We start from the raw sequence: 17,818 nt of genomic DNA on the forward strand, positions 1-17,818 counted from the left end.
CTTTACCTCCAATCGCTTTGGGTAGTCATTATTCTAAACCAGTCAGGATGGTATTCGTAGACGATGGTGCTCATAGTTGCAGATAGGTCAGAGGGATATCGCTTGCTTGTACGAGGACGGAGGCGATCCATCCGGTGAGCTGGCTGATCGCTACCTGTACCAGTTCGTCGTCATCGATCACCTGCTCATCGATGACACAAGTTGTCTCGTAGACGACCTCAGCACTGAGTTCAGTGTCGTCGGTCGTGATGTCATAGCTCGTCTCGATGGTGACGCGTTGGAGTTCCATCGGTGCATTGAGAATGCTCTGCGATGAGTGGCGTGGCAGGTGGGTCAGAAGCTGTTGAGGCGTCATCGGAAGGGCGCTTAGCCCAGTGAAACGAAGAGCTACTTCAATGACGATCTCGATCGGGTCTTCAATACCATCGCCGAGTGTCCAGCTACGGTAGGAGCCTTGGCTCCAGGTGGGCCACTCGACCGTAAGGTCGGCACGCACGTGGGGTGGGGAGGCCTCTCCCGGTAGGCTGTAGGAGGTCTCGAAGGTTAGATCTCCAAGCATGAGGTCGTTATGGAGCTGCTCTTCTAAACCTGCGCGCTCGAGCATCGAGGAGCTGAGGGAGGTTTTGAGCGAGGCTATGAAGCGAAGAAAAAGATGATCGAGCATTCGCCTACGATTGTAGTCGCTCCAGGAGGGTTGACATGACCGCTGCACCAAGGCTTCAGTGTCCACACATCGCCGCTCATCGTGGAGGTATGGGCGAGGGGGTTGCGTCATCGATGGCTGCCTTTCGTCGTGCTGCGATCGACCTGGGTGTGGCTTTAGAGCTCGATATTCATCCCACGAAGGACCACGAACTTGTCGTGTTCCATGACGACCACCTTGAACCCACGACAAACCTTGTCGGTGCCATTCATGACTATTCGCTCAAGGCCCTGCGCACCACGCTTGATCTGAGCAATGGTAGCGCTTCCAGTCGCGTCGGGATCGTAACGCTCGGAGAGGTGCTCGCCATCAGTGGAGATGTCGAGGTCTCAATCGACATCAAGGAGGATCTAGGGGCCGACTCATGGGTAGAGGAGGCGGTTGGCGAACTTTTGCAAGAGTATGCAATGGGCAAAAGGGTGGTTGTCGCTTCATTTCTTGATCCACCGCTGACTCGATTTCGGCAACGTTTCCCAGCAGTACGCACTGCTGCATCGAGTGCTGAGGCGGTTCGATGGTATCAAGATTTTCATAATCAAGTGATCTCTGAACCCGCCTTCGAAGTGCTTTCACTTCCGCTTACCCTTATGGGTAGTGAGTATCTGAGTGTGCAACTCGTTGACTGGGCGCACCATCAAGGACTTGAAGTTTGGGTCTGGACCGTGAACGAAGAGGAGGATCTACGGCGTGTGCAAACGATGGGTGTTGATGTCGTGGTGACCGACTATCCAGCGAGAGTGTTGGAGTTCTATCATGGCTAAAGTCATGGTGGCGATGTCAGGGGGTGTTGACTCCTCGGTGGCTGCTGCGTTAGCGGTGCAAGAGGGCCACGAGGTGGTTGGTGTTACCCTCAAACTCTGGGGTGGAGCCTCGGACTCAGGCTGTTGTTCAGTGGCCGACGTCGAGGATGCCCGTTATGTGGCGCATCAACTCGGTATCAAACACCTGGTGTTCAACCTCACTGAGGAGTTTGAAACCAGTGTCGTCGATCCTTACGTGTGGGGCTACCTCGGAGGAGAGACTCCCAACCCCTGCATTGAATGCAACCGGAGCATCAAATTTGCTGCGCTAGTTGACCGGGCGGCTCAACTCGGGTTCGAGTACCTCGCCACTGGCCATCACGCAAGGATCAGTTTTGATCGAGGTGTTCCGCTGATCCGAAGAGGGGTAGACGTCGCGAAAGATCAGTCCTACGTGCTCTCAGTGATTCCGAAGCGTTCATTAGCGAAGTTACTGTTCCCTGTCGGGGAGATGACTAAAGACGACGTCCGTCGTATTGCCGCCGAGCTTGAGCTGCGCACAGCCGCTAAGCCGGATTCGCTTGAGGTCTGTTTTATCTCTCGGCACGCTGGTAAAGAGAGTTTTCTTTCCTCGAGAGGAACGCTGCATGCGACCAAAGTGATCGACACGGTGACGGGACACGAGTACGAGGACGCGAGTCCTTTTGAGACGGTGACCGTCGGGCAGCGTCGCAGGATCGGTGGCCTTGGCGATGGAATGCGTCGCTATGTATTGGCCAAAGACCCGACGACGCGGGTGATCCAGGTGGGAACCATCGACCGACTGCAGACCGACAGACTTGTCGTTACCACCGCCATGGACTATCTGGGTGACGGCTGGCCGAAGGAGGGTCAGATTCAGGGGAGCGCTCATGGAACCACAGTCCCGGCGGTGCTCAGCGAGACGGCGTTGGAGTTCGCAACTCCAACTCGGCGTATCGCACCCGGCCAGACGATTGCGCTCTATCAGGAGGACCTCGTGGTAGGGTCAGCGATGGTGGCGATGCCGGCACGGGTCACTGCTGATGAGTGATCGGATTGATGACCTCCGGTCGTTGCTCGATCGAGCGAGTTATGCGTACTATGCGCTTGATGCGCCGGTCCTGACCGACGCTGAGTACGATGTGCTCTATCGTGAACTGGTCGAGCTCGAGCAGCAGTACCCTGAACGCGTGGTGGCGAGTTCGCCAACCCAGCGAGTAGGTGCGCCGCCAGTGCAACTCTTCGCACCGGTAGTACACGAGACTCCAATGCTGAGCATCGATAATGTTTTTGCGATCGAGGACCTGAACGCGTGGGTCGATCGACTTGCGAGGCTCTTGGGTGGAGAACCGGCGCTCTTTGGGGAGCTCAAAATCGATGGATTAGCCCTGAGCCTGCGCTATGAGCATGGGATCCTGCTGCAAGCAGCGACTCGTGGCGACGGGAGAACAGGTGAGGATGTTACGGCGAATATTTACGCGGTTGATTCGATACCCAAACGCATCGCCCATGATGCTCCGCTTGAGGTTCGTGGAGAGATCTATCTGCCCCGGTCGGCGTTCCAGTTGTTGAACCAAGATCCGGAGCTCAAGGTTCCATTTGCGAATCCCCGGAACGCGGCGGCTGGGAGTCTCCGTCAGAAGAATCCTCGGATCACTGCGAGTCGCGGCCTCGCTTTTTTTGCCTATCAGCTTGAGGAGCCCATTGAGGCCGCGACCCATCATGAGGCGCTCGCGCTACTTGGATCTCTCGGTTTCGCCGTTGAAGAGCACGCCGCGTTGGTCGAGCGGGAACAGCTTGCTACCCGTATACAGGAACTCGATCAGGCTCGCACCCAGCTTGATTATGATACCGACGGTGTGGTGATCAAATTAGATCGCATCGAGGATCGTAGGCGAGTGGGCGCGACTTCACGAGCGCCGCGCTGGTCGATTGCCTACAAGTTTGCCCCCGAGGAGCAGCTGACCCGGCTGCTTGCGATAGAGATCTCCGTCGGTAAAACCGGTAAGATAACCCCCTTTGCGGAGCTTGAACCTGTGGTCGTTGCAGGCTCAACGGTTTCCCGCGCAACGTTGCACAATGCAGAGCAGATCGAGCGCAAGGACGTTCGAGTAGGAGACCTTGTAGTTGTGCGAAAAGCAGGCGAGATCATCCCCGAGGTGGTGGGCCCAGTGCTTGGAGCACGGGTTGGGGAACTAGCCCGCTACCAGTTTCCTGCGTTCTGTCCGAGCTGTGGAACGCGTCTCATCCGTGTACTTGATGAGGTTGACTTTCATTGTCCAAATCGTTTCTGCCCAGAGCAGCTTGTCCAGCGTCTGATGCATTTTGGATCTCGTGATGCCATGGATATCGATGGTCTTGGTGAAGTACGGGCACGTCAGCTCGTTGAACTCGGGTTGGCGAGGATCCCCTCGGATCTATTCAGTCTTGGACCCCACGAGTTGGGTCAACTTCCTGGCGTCGGTGAAAAGATGATCCAACGTTTTATGGTGGGTATTGCAACCGCCCGCCAACGTCCGCTCCATCGAATTCTTTTTGGACTCGCCATCGATAATGTCGGTGTCCACGTTGCCCAGGTAGTTGCATCATCGATGGGCGCACTTGATGACCTCCTCACCATTACCGTTGAGGCGTTGGTTGCCTTGGATGGTGTTGGTGAGACGGTAGCCAGGTCTGTCGTCCATTTCCGAGATGATCCGTACGGGTCACAGGTTTTGGCGGGGCTTATCGATGCTGGCGTGCGTGGACAAAGAGCTGCCGACCTTGCTCCTACGACATCGGACCAGTTGATGGGGCTCAGTTTCGTTATCACCGGGAGTTTCCCGGATGGCCCTCGTGAGCAGATCCGTGATTTCATCGTCGAGCATGGAGGTCGCGTGATAGAGGCGGTCTCTAAAAGAACCGATTATCTCGTAGCAGGCGAGCGTGCGGGATCCAAACTCGCCAAAGCGATCGAGCTCGGCATCCCAGTCATCGATTTACCTGGACTCTCTGCGATCGTTGCGTCTCGAGGGCAGCAGACAGTGACATGAGCCTGATGGCAGGCAGTATGGCGCATGGTGCGACAACGCGCCTGTAACGCATGGTGCGACAACGCGCCTGTAACACGGGGTGCGACAACGCGCCTGTAACACGGGGTGCGACAACGCGCCTGTAACGCATGGTGCGATAACGCGCCTGTAACACGGGGTGCGATAAGGCGTTAGTAACACGGGGTGCGACAACTCGCCCACAACGCTTGGGGAAACAATCCCGTGGGACTTGGCATACAATCCTGTCCCCGGGTCGGAGCGAACGATCTTGCTGAGACTTCGGCGAAGCCCGGCAGGAGAGGTGCGAATGCTTCAGTGCGCCTTGGTGTAGGCTATAGCTGGATTTGTGGAGCTGACCGCTAGGTCAGGCGGTCGTCATAAGGTAGGTAACGAGCTGGCGAAGGCGGCAGGTACGGACGAGAACATTGGTCGGGTCCTGAGTAACCGATATCGGGTGGTGGCTCGAAGAGGTTCGGGTGGTGCTGGTATTGTCTACCGGGCGGTTGATGATCGGTTAGGGCGCACCGTGGCGATCAAGCTGTTGCAGCGCGGGCTTGCCGACGACCCTATTTTTCTGCGAAGATTCCGTGACGAGGCACAGGCAGCCGCACAGCTGAACCATCCCAACATCATGAAGGTCTTTGACTGGGGCTCTGACGAGGGTGAGCCGTATCTGGTGATGGAATACCTCTCGAACGGCTCACTGCGGGAGCTTTATGCCAGAGGCGTCGAGCTCACCACGCCCCAGGTGGTACAGATCGGCGCCGCGACGGCCTCGGCACTCGGGTACTCGCACAATCGCAACTTTTTACACCGAGATATCAAACCTGCCAACCTCCTCTTCGACGATGGAGGTCGTGTCAGAATTGCAGACTTCGGACTCGTGCGTGCCCTGTCGGAGAGCTCAGCGACGGAGACCGGTGGCGGCATTCTGGGAACCCCTCGATACATGGCACCAGAACAGGTCGAAGGGAAGCGTTCGGTTCCCGGTAGTGACGTCTATTCGCTCGGGCTTGTATTGTATGAGGCGCTCTTTGGCGCTATCCCCTTCCAGGGAGATACTCAACTGGCCCTAGCGTTTGCGCGGCTTCGTGAGCCAGTGGTCAATCCCAATCCAGAGGATCCGGTCGCGAGTTCCATCGTTTCGATGCTGGACCGCGAACCGGACCGCCGTCCAAGTGCGGCGGAGATCGAACACCTTTGGAACGCCTTTGCTCGGGATCTCACGAACCCAGAGCCACTCTTCGTCGGCGGGCAAGTACTGACCGCAATGACCCCCGAGGCGGTGATGGACGACAGTTTGCAGTGGCTTGGTGACGGGGCGACGGTCGCTGGTGACCTGACGGAGCATCTTGCCTCGGATCGAGGTGATGGTGCTACCGCCGTACTTGTGGCACCAATAGGAGACGAGGGTGATGAGCCAACCTCAGTGCTCGAGGTGGCCAAGCCGGTGCACGTGGAACCCTTCCCCCCCGAGACCGAGGAGGTGGGTGGTCGCCGACCTTGGTGGCTCCTGTTCTTCTTGTTGCCGATTCTGGTTGCCGCGGCGCTCGGTGCGGCCGTGCTTTACCAACACTTTCGGGAGATCAAGGTCGACAATGTTGCGAACTTGACGGCGGTGGCTGCGACCCAACGCCTGCGAGGTGAGGGGATTGCTCATGTGAGCGTCCAAGACCGTTACTCGACGGGCGTACCGTTGGGACGGGTGATTGGGTCCAGTCCGTCGGTAGGGGCGAATGTGCACCCCGATGGTGATGTCGTGCTCTACGTATCCAAGGGCCACGCACCGGTCTACGTGGCCTCCTACCAATCGGCGCAGTTCGCCATGGCACAACGTGCATTGTTGGCCAAGGGTTTCCGGGTTGACCCCAAGTATGAATACTCTCCAGACGTCCCGGCCGGGGTTGTGATGGGAGAGACGCCAGTCAATCAGCGGGTTCCCTACCACTCCATCGTGAGGTTCGTGGTATCGAAGGGTCCTGCACCCCGGCCGGTACCGAACGTTGTCGGCGCCTCGCTTGCGACTGCAGAGGGGGATCTCACGAACCAGGGTTTCGTCTACCAGGTCCAAAAGCGGTACTCGAACTCGGTAGCTAGCGGCGACGTGCTATCGCAGTCGGTGAGCGCCGGGACCGTGTTGGGGGTTGGGTCGAGCGTGACGATCGTCTCGTCACTTGGTCCGCACTACGTCCAGGTGCCCAACGTCGTTGGTGATGCCCTTGGATCGGCTGAGTCGACCTTGCAGAGCCAGGGTTTTGCCATTGGTACCGTATCTGCTCCCTTTGGTGGCTCCATTGTTCAATACCAGAGCCCTGGAGCTGGCCAGACGGTGCTCTATGGCGCGAGTATCAATCTGTTAGTCATTCCGTGAGCAGATCGGATGGTTGGAATGTTCCCGATCATTACGAGCTTGTAGAGTGATACGAAGAGAAAAGGCGGTTTGACGTATGGCAGATTTCGACATTTCGATGCTCGATGGGCTGAGTCAGTATGAGTTCTTGAGTCCCCAATGGCTTGACGAGTTTCGAGGGATCACAGAGCGACTTGGTATCGAACCGATGCGAGTCGATGTCGCACTCAGAATGAACCAGATTATCTCCGGTTGTCCATTCCAGGAGGAACCTTTGAAGGCGTATCTCGACACGTCTTCAGGGGTCGTCGAGCTCGACCTAGGGGAGCTCGACGAGGCGGACCTTACCGTATCGCTCGACTACGAGACGGCAAAGGCTCTTTTTGTAGAGTTCAATCCCCAGCGAGCCATTGAGTCGTTCATCGCTGGAAAAATACTCGTGACGGGCGATATGACGAAACTCCTTGGTTTAACACAAGTTTTCGCGGGGAGAACGGATGACGATCCGATGTCGACGTTGATGAAGGCGATCACGAGCTAGCTGCTTTTCCTCTGTGGTGCCTCGTGATTGGCTGACTCGCCTACGACGAGGTCTAGGCTCTGGAGGATGACAAAACGGATCGACCAAGCGGATGTCGCCCATATCGCGCAGCTGGCGCGGCTGTCGTTGAGCGATGGGGAACTTCGGGAGTATGAAGATACGCTTTCCCGGATTCTCGACGTTATTGAGGTGATGAACTCCGAGGATCTATCTGAGTACCCTCCGATGGATCATCCACTGGAGACGGTCAACCTCCTTCGAGATGATGTTGTCCAGCCAGGGATCGATCGGGATGTCGTCCTCGGCATGGCTCCAAGCGCCGAAGAGGACTATTTTCGCGTACCTCGTATCTTAGGAGCACAATGAACGACGAGATTCTCGATTGGGGGATCGCTGAACTGCAGCGTCGGTTGGAGGAACGCGAGATCACCACTGTTGAGGTGATTGACGCCTATGAGGAACAGATCGCGATCCAAGAGCCGGAGATCGATGCCTTTCTCTCGCTTGACCTCGATGCTGCGCGGAGTAGGGCCGCCGCTCAGGATGCTCGGCGCGCGCGAGGAGAGAAACTCGGCAGATTGGCAGGGGTGCCGGTCGCGCTAAAGGATAACCTCTGTACGACGACATTTCCGACTACCGCTGCATCAAAAATCCTCCAGGGTTGGATTCCTCCCTATAATGCAACGGTCGTCGACCGCATCACCGATCAGGATGGCATTGTCCTTGGTAAGACCAACCTTGACGAGTTTGCTATGGGCTCTTCAACGGAGAACTCTGCCTACAAGATCACCAAGAACCCCTATGACCTTGAACGGGTACCTGGTGGATCCTCAGGCGGCTCTGCTGCCGCCGTTGCAAGCAGGATGGCGCTCGTTGGACTCGGGTCGGATACGGGAGGCTCAATCCGTCAACCTGCCGCGTTGACTGGGATCGTTGGGTTCAAGCCGACCTATGGTCGAGTCTCCCGGTACGGCCTCCTCGCTTTTGCCTCCTCGCTCGATCAGATCGGTCCGCTCACCGCGTCCGTTGAGGATGCCGCGCTCGTTGCCGAGTGCATCATGGGTCATGACCCAAGGGATGCGACCTCGCTCCAAGAGATAGCGCCAACGCTCCTGTCCTCGCTAGCCGAAGGGGTACGCGGTGTGCGTATTGGTGTGGTGACGAACCTTGTCGAGATCGCAAGCCCCGAAGTCCAGGCTGCACTGGTACGAGCGGTCGATGCCCTGCAACAGGCGGGTGCGACGGTCACCGAGATCAGACTTGACGAGCTTGCCTTCGGTCTTGCGGCCTACTACGTTGTGGCTCCAGCTGAGGCCTCGTCCAATCTGGCCCGTTATGACGGTGTCCGTTATGGACTCCGTGAGTCGGGAGCCACTGTAGAGGAGATGATGATTGCGACTCGGACGAAGGGTTTTGGACCTGAGGTCAAGCGTCGAATCATGTTGGGAACCTATGCATTATCGGCTGGATACTACGATGCATTTTACGTCACCGCCCAGCGGGTACGCTCGCTGGTTCGCGCCGCATTCGATCGTGCATATACGAGTGTTGATCTGCTTTTGAGCCCTACTTCGCCGACAACGGCCTTTCGTATCGGCGAGCGCGCGGCGGATCCGGTGGAGATGTATCGATCAGACATCTGCACGATACCTTCCAACCTATCGGGTGATCCCGCCCTCTCCATTCCGGCTGGGGTCGACTCCGATGGCCTACCGATCGGCGTGCAACTGCTTGGTCCTGCTCGTTCAGAGCAGCTACTGTTTCGTGGAGCCTACGCCGTCGAGGAGGGATTACGTTGACCCAGCGAGCGACAACCGGGCCGGCCGAGGGTTGGGAGTATGTGATCGGTCTAGAGGTCCATACGGAGCTCAAGACCAAGAGTAAGTTATTTTGTGGATGTCCGAACGCCTTTGGTGAGGAACCCAATACGTCGATCTGTCCCGTCTGTCTCGGGTTGCCCGGGAGTCTTCCGGTCATGAACGCGCAGGCGGTTGATTTTGCCATTCGAGTTGGCTTAGCACTGAACGCTACGATCCAACGCAGTCAGTTTCATCGGAAGAACTACTTCTACCCTGACATGCCCAAGGACTATCAGATCTCGCAGTACGATGTGCCTATCAATGCCAATGGACACCTCGAGCTACCCTCAGGACGCGTGATCGGTATCGAACGAGCCCACCTTGAGGAGGACACCGGCAAATTAGTCCACCGCGGGGGACATGGACGCATTGAGTCCGCTGCGTATTCGCTCATCGACTATAACCGGTCAGGCGTTCCACTGCTTGAGATCGTCTCTGCTCCCGATATTCGCGATCCGGAGGAGGCCAAGGAGTACGTGACTGAACTGCGTGCCATCCTGGTGGCGGTCGGCGCAAGCGATGGGCGTATGGAGGAGGGATCTCTACGAGTCGATGCCAACGTCTCAGTGCGTCCGATTGGTGAGACGCAATTTAGGACAAGAGTAGAGATCAAGAACCTGAACTCCCTTCGTTCGTTAGTGCGTGCGCTGACGTTTGAGGGTCGCCGCCAGGTGCAGCTCTATGAGGATGGGGGGGTGATGATCCAACAGACGCGCTTCTGGGACGAGGAGCGTTCGTTGACTGGAGCCCTACGCCTGAAGGAGGAGGCCAATGACTACCGCTACTTCCCCGAACCCGATCTACCGCCAGTAGCCCCTGACCTCACCCTGATTGAGGAGCGTCGAGCACAGCTCCCAGAACTTCCGAGCAAGCGGCGTGGTGATGTCGTGACGATCCTGCCCCAGTTGCGTGATGACCTTCGTGAGACCATCATCACCGATGAATGCTGGCCGTATTTCCGGGCTGCTATCGATGCTGGCATCACACCAACACGTGCGGCTGCGCGGTGTGCCAACGAGTTAACGGCATTGTTTGCCGATATCGGTGTCTTGACTCCGGAACGCTTTGTCGCGGTACTCGCCATGGAGGATCGGGGGGAATTGGGTGCCTCGCAAGTGAAGGTCCTTCTGCGCGAGGCCTGCACGGATCCTGCCCCGGCCGCAGAGTTGATGGCCAAGCTCGGCTTTGGAGCTCGTGATGAGGGCGCGATCAGGGCGATTGTGGAGGGGATCATTGCGCAGTTTCCCGATGAATGGAGTCGTTATTTGGGCGGTGACGAGAAGGTCGCCGGCTTTTTGTTGGGGCAGGTGATGCGTCAACACGGACGCCAGGTTTCGGGTGCTGACGCCCGTCAGGCCTTGGTCGAGCTGGCAGATGAGGCGCGCAGCGGGGCTGGCTGATTTGCTCGTCGTGGTGGCGTCCGTTCCCGAGACGTCGAGAGCGCAGCTGGCGCGGCGTCGTCCAGGGTCGAGTGAGGCTACAGTGGCTTAGAGTTGCACCACGACCAGAGGGGAAACCAAACGATGAGTGATACCAAGTCGATTCGCATTCGTAGCCAAGAGGTGACTGAAGGGCCGAGGAGAGCACCAGCGAGGGCGATGCTGCGGGCGGTTGGCCTCAATGATGAGGACTTCTCGAAGCCTCAGATCGGCATCGCATCCTCGTGGAACGAGGTGACTCCCTGTAATCTCGTGCTCTCTGATCTCGCACAGCGTGCGAAGGCCGGCGTGCGATCCGCCGGCGGTGTGCCGCTGGAGTTCGGCACCATTGCCGTTTCGGATGGGATATCGATGGGTCACGAAGGCATGCACTCCTCCTTGGTCTCTCGCGAGGTGATAGCGGATTCGGTAGAGCTGATGATGCACGCTGAGCGCTTTGACGCGATGGTGACCTTGGCTGGTTGCGATAAGTCGCTCCCAGGAATGATGATGGCGGCGGCCCGCCTCGACCTCCCCTCTGTCTTTGTCTACGGTGGGAGTATTCTTCCTGGTCGCTTCCGCGGTGAGACACTCGATATTGTGAGCGTCTTCGAGGCGGTTGGCGCCTATGCTGCCGGCAGCATCGACGAGCAGCGACTTGGCGATGTCGAACGCAACGCGTGCCCTACCAAGGGCTCCTGCGCGGGGATGTACACCGCTAACACGATGGCGTCCGTGGCGGAGGCACTGGGAATGGCCCAGATCGGTTCTGCCTCGGCACCGGCGGTTGATCGTCGCCGAGAGGACATCGCGTTTGAGGCTGGTCGAGCGGTGATGAACCTGTTGGAGTTGGGGATCACACCTCGCCAAATCATGACCAAAGCGGCTTTTGAGAATGCGATTGCTGTCGTGATGGCGCTTGGCGGGTCGACGAACGCCGTCCTCCATCTGCTGGCTATTGCCTATGAAGCCAAGGTCGAACTCACCCTCGACGACTTCAATCGAGTCGGGGCTCGAGTCCCTCACCTCGCTGACACAAAACCCCATGGCAAGTACCACATGACCGATCTGGATCGTATCGGCGGGATCCCGGTGGTTCTCGGCGAACTCCTTGAGGCTGGCCTTGTGCATGGTGATTGTCTGACAGTCACCGGACGAACACTCGCCGAAGAGTTGCGTGCCTATGATCCACCGCGTCCAGATGGGGAGGTCGTCCATCATTATGATCAGCCGATCCATAAGGTTGGCGGGATCGCTGTACTCCGGGGATCGCTCGCACCCGCAGGTTCGGTCGTGAAGGTGGCCGGTCTTGATCAGGAGCATTTTGACGGAACTGCCAGGGTGTTTGATCGTGAAGAGGCGGCACTTGACGCCATTCTCGCCGGAGAGATCCAGTCTGGGGATGTGGTGGTGATTCGCTACGAGGGGCCCAAAGGTGGACCTGGGATGCGTGAGATGTTGGCGGTAACGGGGGCGATGAAGGGTGCCGGGCGTGGTCACGATGCTGCTTTGATCACCGATGGCCGCTTCTCTGGCGGAACGCACGGGTTCTGCATCGGCCATGTTGCGCCGGAAGCCACCGATGGTGGACCTATCGGTCTGGTCCGTGATGGCGACCGAATCGTGATCGATGTTCCCTCCTACTCGATCGAGTTACTGGTGGACGAGACAGAGCTGGAGCTTCGACGGCAAGCTTTTGTTCCGGCACCCGCGCGCTACACCGAGGGAGCGCTCGGGAAGTACGCTCTTTTGGTCAAAGGGGCAGATATTGGAGCGGTAACTGGCGGATAGCACTCCAGACTGGGTATGCTTCCTCGTATGACTATTCGACGCGCGCTGGTAGTACTCCTTCGTTAGGGCACGGCTCTTCGCTGCGTCGTGCCCAAGACCTCCCTTCGCGGGAGGTCTTTTCGTATCTACGCTCGTGAGGATGCCCGCTCGGAGAACTATTGGCGATGCGTTGCTAGTGCGTATGCATGGAGGAGACGATCATGAAGTTAACCGGAGCACAGGCGTTGATTAAATCCCTTGAAATGCAGGGGGTTGAGACGGTATTTGGCCTCCCTGGTGGGGCGATTCTTCCCGTCTATGACCCCCTTTTGGAGTCGCCGATCCGGCATATTCTGGTTCGCCATGAACAGGGTGCTGGCCATGCCGCGGAAGGGTTTGCGCAGGCGACCGGGAAGCCAGGGGTGGCTATTGTGACAAGCGGTCCTGCGGCCACCAATATCGTCACCGCCGTCGCCGACGCCTACGTTGACTCGATACCGATTGTGGTGATCACCGGGCAAGTGGCTACGACCTCGATCGGTACCGATGCCTTTCAAGAGACCGATACGACAGGGATTACGATGTCGGTCACCAAACACAACTGGTTGATCACCAAGGCTAGCGACATCCCGCGTGTGATTGCTGAGGCTTTCCATGTCGCGACGACAGGTCGACCTGGACCGGTCGTGGTCGACCTCCCCAAAGATGTGGCGAACGATACGATGGAGTGGTACTGGCCGCGCCGGCTCGATCTGCCCGGCTACCAGCCGACGGTCAAGGGGCACGCCAAGATGATCGAGCAGGCGGCTGCCATGATTGCGGGGGCCACACGGCCGATCATCTATGCAGGTGGTGGGTTGATCCGTGGCAATGCCGCAGCGGAGCTGCGAGCACTGGTGGATCGATCTGGCATCCCAGTGGTGACGACGCTGATGGCCAGAGGAGTGCTGCCTGACTCCGATCCGCTCTGCCTTGGTATGCCCGGCATGCATGGCAACTTTACTGCGGTGACGGCGCTGCAACAGGCTGATTTGGTGATCGCACTCGGAGCTCGTTTTGATGACCGTGTGACCGGAAAGGTGGATGCCTTTGCGGCCAAGGCGCGCATTATCCACGTTGATATCGATCCGGCTGAACTGGGTAAGGTGCGCCGTCCCGATGTTCCAATCGTCGGAGATGTGAAGTCGGTGATTCCAGAGATTACGCGGCACCTGCCTGCCAAAGGGGCGGATCTCTCGGCCTGGGTCGCCCAACTGCACGCCTGGCAGGAACACTATCCCTACTCCTATGAACCCTCGTTACCCGGTGCGGCTATCAAACCTCAGTATGTCGTTGAACGACTCTCGGCGCTTGCACCGGCTGACACGATCGTGGCTTCGGGGGTTGGGCAGCATCAGATGTGGGCTTCGCAGTACTTCCAGTTCGCGTCGCCGAACTCGTGGATCAACTCCGGGGGACTCGGAACGATGGGTTTTGCTGTGCCGGCCGCGATCGGTGCGAAAGCCGGCCGTCCTCAGAGCACGGTTTGGGTCATCGACGGCGATGGATGTTTCCAGATGACGGCGCAGGAGTTGGTGACGGCGACGGCTGAACGCATCCCAATCAAGGTTGCTATTTTGAACAACGGTTATCTTGGTATGGTACGCCAGTGGCAGGAGATGTTCTATGAGGAGCGGTACTCCGAGGTCTTTCTCTCACCCGATCTGCCTGACTATGTCAAGTGGGCTGAGGCAATGGGCGCGGTTGGTTTCCGTGTCGACCAGGTCAGTGAAGTTGACCCAGTCATCGAGAAGGCGAACCAGATCGATGACCGACCGGTAGTGATTGACTTTCGGGTTGACACCTTCGAAAAGGTCTATCCGATGGTGCCGGCCGGCGCGCCAAATGATGACATCGTGTTGCCTCCGCACCAGCAGGGGAGTCGATGATGGCGGAGCGATCATCGAACCTCGTACCGATTGGATCGATTCGTCCCCCGGTGGAGGGCCGCCATCATATCCTGAGTGTATTAGTAGAGAACCGAGCTGGCGTGCTTGCCAGGGTAGCGTTGCTCTTCTCCCGACGCGGCTTTAACATCTACTCGCTAGCGGTTGCACCTACTGACGATGAACGCTTTTCGCGTCTCACCATTGTGGTCGACGTCGAGACAGTGCCACTTGAACAGATCACGAAGCAACTGCATAAGTTGATCAACGTGATCAAAATTACCGAGATCGACCCAGTGGATGCACTCGAATATGAGTGTATGCTCGCCACGATTAATGCGGAAGCGGGTGCCCGGGCGAAGGTGATGGAGCTGGTAGAGATTTTTCATGGTGAGATCATCGACGTCTCGATGGATCGATTGACTGTGGTCTTCGCGCTCTCTCCAGAGAAGCTTGACGACGTCGAGGCATTCCTGGCTGAGTTTGGTCTGATTGAGCTGCAACGAACCGGTAGGATTGCTCTTAGCAAGCTACCAAAACCGACACGTCGACCGAGAAAGGGAAGAGTATCGTAAATGGCTCACATGTACTACGACAAGGACGCAGACCCATCCATCATTAATGGCACCCGTGTTGCCATCATCGGCTATGGTTCGCAAGGACATGCCCACGCACTGAACCTGTCCGACTCCGGCGTTAAGGTTCGTGTTGCGCTTCGCCCGGGGTCGGCCTCTGGCGATAAGGCGTGGGCTAGTGGACTCGAGGTTCTGTCGGTGCCAGAGGCGGTCGCTTGGGCGGACCTTATCATGTTTCTCGCACCCGACACGGTGCAAAAAGAGATCTACGACAACGAGGTAGCTCCACACCTTCGTCCAGGTCAAACGCTTGGCTTCGCCCATGGCTTTAACATCCGCTTCGGGGAGATCGTTCCACCTGAGGACGTAACGGTGATGATGGTGGCCCCAAAGGGCCCTGGACACCTTGTGCGCCGCACCTACGAAGAGGGTGGCGGCGTTCCGTCGCTGATCGCTGTCGCAAATGACCCACAGGGGACCGGTCACGCGCTCGCTCTCTCCTATGCATGGGGTATCGGTTCCACCAAGGCTGGCGTACTTGACACGACCTTTGCCGAAGAGACGGAGACGGATCTCTTTGGTGAGCAGGTGGTGCTCTGTGGTGGTTTGAGCGAGCTCATCGTCGCTGGTTTCACCACGTTGGTCGAGGCTGGCTATCAGCCGGAGTCCGCCTATTTCGAGTGCCTGCACGAGATGAAGCTCATTGTCGACCTGCTTTATGAAAATGGATTAGCCGGTATGTGGTTCTCGGTCTCAGAGACTGCGGAGTACGGGGGACTCACGCGTGGGCCACGGGTGGTGAACGAGGCGACGCGGGCAGAGATGCGACGGATTCTTGGCGAGATTCAGGATGGAACCTTTGCGCGGGAACTCATCGACGAGATGGCGGCTGGGCGTCCCCACTTCAATCAACTCCGCCAGCAGGCAAAGGACCAACCGGTCGAGCAAGTTGGCGCTACGCTGCGTGCGATGATGCCCTTCCTGTCGACGAAGTCGAAGATCACCGAGGTGTCTGGCGGTTGACGTGACCCCTCTTGCCCTGCGTGCCTGGCGTAAACCAGTGTTGTGGGGGGTTGTCAGTTTGATCGTCTTCGTGGCCGTTCTTGATCGTGATCTCGACAAGGTCGTGCACTCGCTGCCTGGAGCTGCGCTCGGAGGCGGTCTGCTCTCAGCCTTCTTCGTCGCGAGTGCTATCAGCCTTGGGCAGCGCTGGAGTCGTGCGGTGGCCGTAGTGGTCGTGGTGGTCACGATCGCCTACGCAGCGGTTGCCTGGTACGCACTGCGCCACCAGGGCCTCATCCACCAAGACGTGGCACCTTGGTTGCTGCTGGCGGGTGCGCTCGCCCTCTGGATGGTTGGCCTAAACCGGTGGACGGTGGCGGGTATCGGGATCGATCTGGGCCTAGGGCTTGGGGTGTTGCTCTGGATCGTCGGAGTGGCAAGTGGCACTGCGCTGGTCATTCAACGCGGCGTATCCCACCTGCTCATTGGAGACGGTGCCCTGGAGCGATCGGTGTTCGCGCTGTTTATCGGGATCGTTGTCCTAGTCGGGTCCCGTTGGGCGCCGCAGGTGCAACGGGCACGTGCTCTGGATGGACGTTTTGTTGAGCAGTCGTTGAGTCTATCGTCGTTGTTGCGTTATCCTGGGTTGACCCTGGGCGCGATTAGCGTTGTTCGACTGGAGACAAGGACATGGTTGCGGGTACTGCTCGTGACACTGGCACTCGTGCCGTTGGGTATCGGTCTTGCCGAGGGGCTGCTGGTGCTCGGACCGCTTGTGGCGGCCATTGGTTGTTGGCTTGGTTGGGAGTTGAGTCCCATCGCTGCGACACTCGTGTCGCCGGAGGGACTCCTCGGGGTTCTGCCGCGGACGCGCGGATCCTATGGGCGGCGTGGGTCGGTGGTGCCGGCGTTGTTGTCGAGCGTACTCGTTGTGATGGCGATCGGCATTGCCTGGCGGGTGAGCTTTCTCATCGGTTTTGGGACCGCTGTGGTCATCGCACTTGGTTGCGGTGTGGGCTTCCTTGGCGCGGGAGTCGCGCTTCGGGTGATGGCCACAGATGTCCATCTCGCGCAAGAGCGATGGGTGAGTGGGGTGCTCGCCGTTGCGCTCGCTGGGTGTGCCCTTGCCCCGTTGGTGCAACTGAACAACGCCTTTGGGGCCCACGGACTCTTCCTCGAGTACGTGATCACGGGAACGAGCTTTTCGGTCATCATGGGAATCGTTGGTGTCTCGCTGGTCAGTTGGTGGCAGGGAGAGGTCCGTGACACCTAAGACGGTGCTTGAAGTGCAGGGTTCGGTCGCCTATGGCGATGCGACGCTACGTTTAGGGACATGGAAGCTCGCTGAGGGTGAGACGATGCTCTTGACCGGCGGCCCACCGGAGCCGGTTGTTCGGGCTTTTCTTGGCTTGGATCCCCACGCTGCGATCAGTGTCCTTGGTGCTCGAGTCGGCAGTCGGGAGGCGCGCTCCGTGCTCGGTATCGCCTTTGGGGGCTTTGTGCCTATGCACTCGCTCAAGGTGCTCGAACATCTCGCGCTAGCGGTGCGGATAGGGCCCCCTCGGCTCGGAAAGGTTCCGTCGTTTCGAGCGGTTCTTGAGGAGGTTGGCCTGCTCCCTTTGGCGAATGAACCCGCCGGTCGCCTCGACGCTAACGGTCGATTTGCGCTCTCGCTGGCGGTCATGCTTGTTCGATTGTTGCCGGTTTGGGTAGTCGTGACTCCGCCCGGGTTTGTGCCCTCCCCATCGGTGGTGGAACGCCTCAAGCAGGCTCGTGTGGTTGGTGTAGGGATCGTCATGCACTCAGACTCCGAGGCACTGCAGCTCCTTGCTCATCAGACACGTCGATTGGAGACCAAGACCGCACAAGATTAAGGGATCGT

15 protein-coding genes are annotated in these 17,818 nt (G+C 58.3%); 14 read left to right on the top strand and 1 reads right to left on the bottom strand.

Annotated elements, in window-relative coordinates; translation table 11 throughout:
* Window positions 1-70: 70 nt before the first annotated feature.
* Window positions 71-664 carry a hypothetical protein gene (locus M7Q83_RS00515; RefSeq protein ID WP_298334272.1) on the bottom strand — a complete coding sequence of 198 codons (594 nt, stop codon included), beginning with the start codon at window positions 662-664 and terminating at the stop codon, window positions 71-73.
* A gap of 35 nt (window positions 665-699) precedes the next feature.
* Between M7Q83_RS00515 and M7Q83_RS00520 the strand changes: the two genes are divergently transcribed.
* The 14 genes from M7Q83_RS00520 to M7Q83_RS00585 all read left to right on the top strand — a co-directional run bounded on the left by M7Q83_RS00520 (window position 700) and on the right by M7Q83_RS00585 (window position 17,810).
* The gene (locus M7Q83_RS00520; protein WP_298334273.1) at window positions 700-1,464 is read left to right on the top strand and encodes a glycerophosphodiester phosphodiesterase family protein; all 765 of its coding nucleotides are present in this window, start codon (window positions 700-702) and stop codon (window positions 1,462-1,464) included.
* Window positions 1,457-2,515, top strand: a complete 1,059-nt coding sequence (gene mnmA / locus M7Q83_RS00525) for a tRNA 2-thiouridine(34) synthase MnmA (RefSeq protein ID WP_298334275.1) — start codon at window positions 1,457-1,459, stop codon at window positions 2,513-2,515. Before M7Q83_RS00520 ends, mnmA begins: the two co-directional genes overlap by 8 nt.
* On the top strand, window positions 2,508-4,496 hold the full coding sequence (gene ligA, locus M7Q83_RS00530) for an NAD-dependent DNA ligase LigA (RefSeq protein WP_298334277.1): 1,989 nt from the start codon (window positions 2,508-2,510) through the stop codon (window positions 4,494-4,496). The genes mnmA and ligA overlap by 8 nt, the downstream gene beginning before the upstream one ends.
* A gap of 346 nt (window positions 4,497-4,842) precedes the next feature.
* Window positions 4,843-6,867, top strand: coding sequence for a PASTA domain-containing protein (locus M7Q83_RS00535; protein WP_298334279.1), 2,025 nt, complete (start codon window positions 4,843-4,845; stop codon window positions 6,865-6,867).
* Window positions 6,868-6,943: 76 nt separating this feature from the next.
* Window positions 6,944-7,387 (top strand): hypothetical protein, encoded by a 444-nt coding sequence (locus M7Q83_RS00540; protein WP_298334281.1) that lies wholly within the window; start codon window positions 6,944-6,946, stop codon window positions 7,385-7,387.
* A 66-nt stretch (window positions 7,388-7,453) separates the two neighbouring features.
* Window positions 7,454-7,753: an Asp-tRNA(Asn)/Glu-tRNA(Gln) amidotransferase subunit GatC gene (gene gatC, locus M7Q83_RS00545; protein WP_298334283.1), complete on the top strand. Its 300-nt coding sequence runs from the start codon at window positions 7,454-7,456 to the stop codon at window positions 7,751-7,753.
* On the top strand, window positions 7,750-9,186 hold the full coding sequence (gatA, locus tag M7Q83_RS00550) for an Asp-tRNA(Asn)/Glu-tRNA(Gln) amidotransferase subunit GatA (RefSeq protein ID WP_298334285.1): 1,437 nt from the start codon (window positions 7,750-7,752) through the stop codon (window positions 9,184-9,186). The genes gatC and gatA overlap by 4 nt, the downstream gene beginning before the upstream one ends.
* Complete coding sequence (gene gatB / locus M7Q83_RS00555) at window positions 9,183-10,646, top strand: Asp-tRNA(Asn)/Glu-tRNA(Gln) amidotransferase subunit GatB (protein WP_298334287.1); 1,464 nt, start codon at window positions 9,183-9,185, stop codon at window positions 10,644-10,646. The genes gatA and gatB overlap by 4 nt, the downstream gene beginning before the upstream one ends.
* A gap of 123 nt (window positions 10,647-10,769) precedes the next feature.
* Entirely contained in the window at window positions 10,770-12,455 is a 1,686-nt protein-coding gene (gene ilvD, locus M7Q83_RS00560) for a dihydroxy-acid dehydratase (RefSeq protein WP_298334289.1), read from the top strand.
* Between the two features lie 200 nt (window positions 12,456-12,655).
* On the top strand, window positions 12,656-14,362 hold the full coding sequence (locus M7Q83_RS00565; RefSeq protein WP_298334291.1) for an acetolactate synthase large subunit: 1,707 nt from the start codon (window positions 12,656-12,658) through the stop codon (window positions 14,360-14,362).
* Window positions 14,362-14,934, top strand: a complete 573-nt coding sequence (gene ilvN / locus M7Q83_RS00570; RefSeq protein WP_298334293.1) for an acetolactate synthase small subunit — start codon at window positions 14,362-14,364, stop codon at window positions 14,932-14,934. Before M7Q83_RS00565 ends, ilvN begins: the two co-directional genes overlap by 1 nt.
* Window positions 14,935-15,957 carry a ketol-acid reductoisomerase gene (ilvC, locus tag M7Q83_RS00575; protein WP_298334295.1) on the top strand — a complete coding sequence of 341 codons (1,023 nt, stop codon included), beginning with the start codon at window positions 14,935-14,937 and terminating at the stop codon, window positions 15,955-15,957.
* Window position 15,958: 1 nt separating this feature from the next.
* Entirely contained in the window at window positions 15,959-17,209 is a 1,251-nt protein-coding gene (locus M7Q83_RS00580) for a hypothetical protein (protein WP_298334297.1), read from the top strand.
* Window positions 17,199-17,810 (top strand): hypothetical protein, encoded by a 612-nt coding sequence (locus tag M7Q83_RS00585; protein WP_298334299.1) that lies wholly within the window; start codon window positions 17,199-17,201, stop codon window positions 17,808-17,810. The genes M7Q83_RS00580 and M7Q83_RS00585 overlap by 11 nt, the downstream gene beginning before the upstream one ends.
* Window positions 17,811-17,818: the final 8 nt, after the last annotated feature.

The organism is Ferrimicrobium sp., from assembly GCF_027364955.1.
In the GTDB taxonomy this organism is placed as follows: domain Bacteria; phylum Actinomycetota; class Acidimicrobiia; order Acidimicrobiales; family Acidimicrobiaceae; genus Ferrimicrobium.

Bases quoted from the DNA above. Each gene is read 5' to 3' on its own strand.
- gatA (WP_298334285.1), top strand. From the start codon at position 7,750: ATGAACGACGAGATTCTCGATTGGGGGATCGCTGAACTGCAGCGTCGG.
- ilvN (WP_298334293.1), top strand. From the start codon at position 14,362: ATGGCGGAGCGATCATCGAACCTCGTACCGATTGGATCGATTCGTCCC.
- ilvC (WP_298334295.1), top strand. From the start codon at position 14,935: ATGGCTCACATGTACTACGACAAGGACGCAGACCCATCCATCATTAAT.
- M7Q83_RS00515 (WP_298334272.1), bottom strand. From the start codon at position 664: ATGCTCGATCATCTTTTTCTTCGCTTCATAGCCTCGCTCAAAACCTCC.
- ilvD (WP_298334289.1), top strand. From the start codon at position 10,770: ATGAGTGATACCAAGTCGATTCGCATTCGTAGCCAAGAGGTGACTGAA.
- M7Q83_RS00540 (WP_298334281.1), top strand. From the start codon at position 6,944: ATGGCAGATTTCGACATTTCGATGCTCGATGGGCTGAGTCAGTATGAG.
- gatC (WP_298334283.1), top strand. From the start codon at position 7,454: ATGACAAAACGGATCGACCAAGCGGATGTCGCCCATATCGCGCAGCTG.
- M7Q83_RS00520 (WP_298334273.1), top strand. From the start codon at position 700: ATGACCGCTGCACCAAGGCTTCAGTGTCCACACATCGCCGCTCATCGT.
- mnmA (WP_298334275.1), top strand. From the start codon at position 1,457: ATGGCTAAAGTCATGGTGGCGATGTCAGGGGGTGTTGACTCCTCGGTG.
- ligA (WP_298334277.1), top strand. From the start codon at position 2,508: ATGAGTGATCGGATTGATGACCTCCGGTCGTTGCTCGATCGAGCGAGT.
- M7Q83_RS00565 (WP_298334291.1), top strand. From the start codon at position 12,656: ATGAAGTTAACCGGAGCACAGGCGTTGATTAAATCCCTTGAAATGCAG.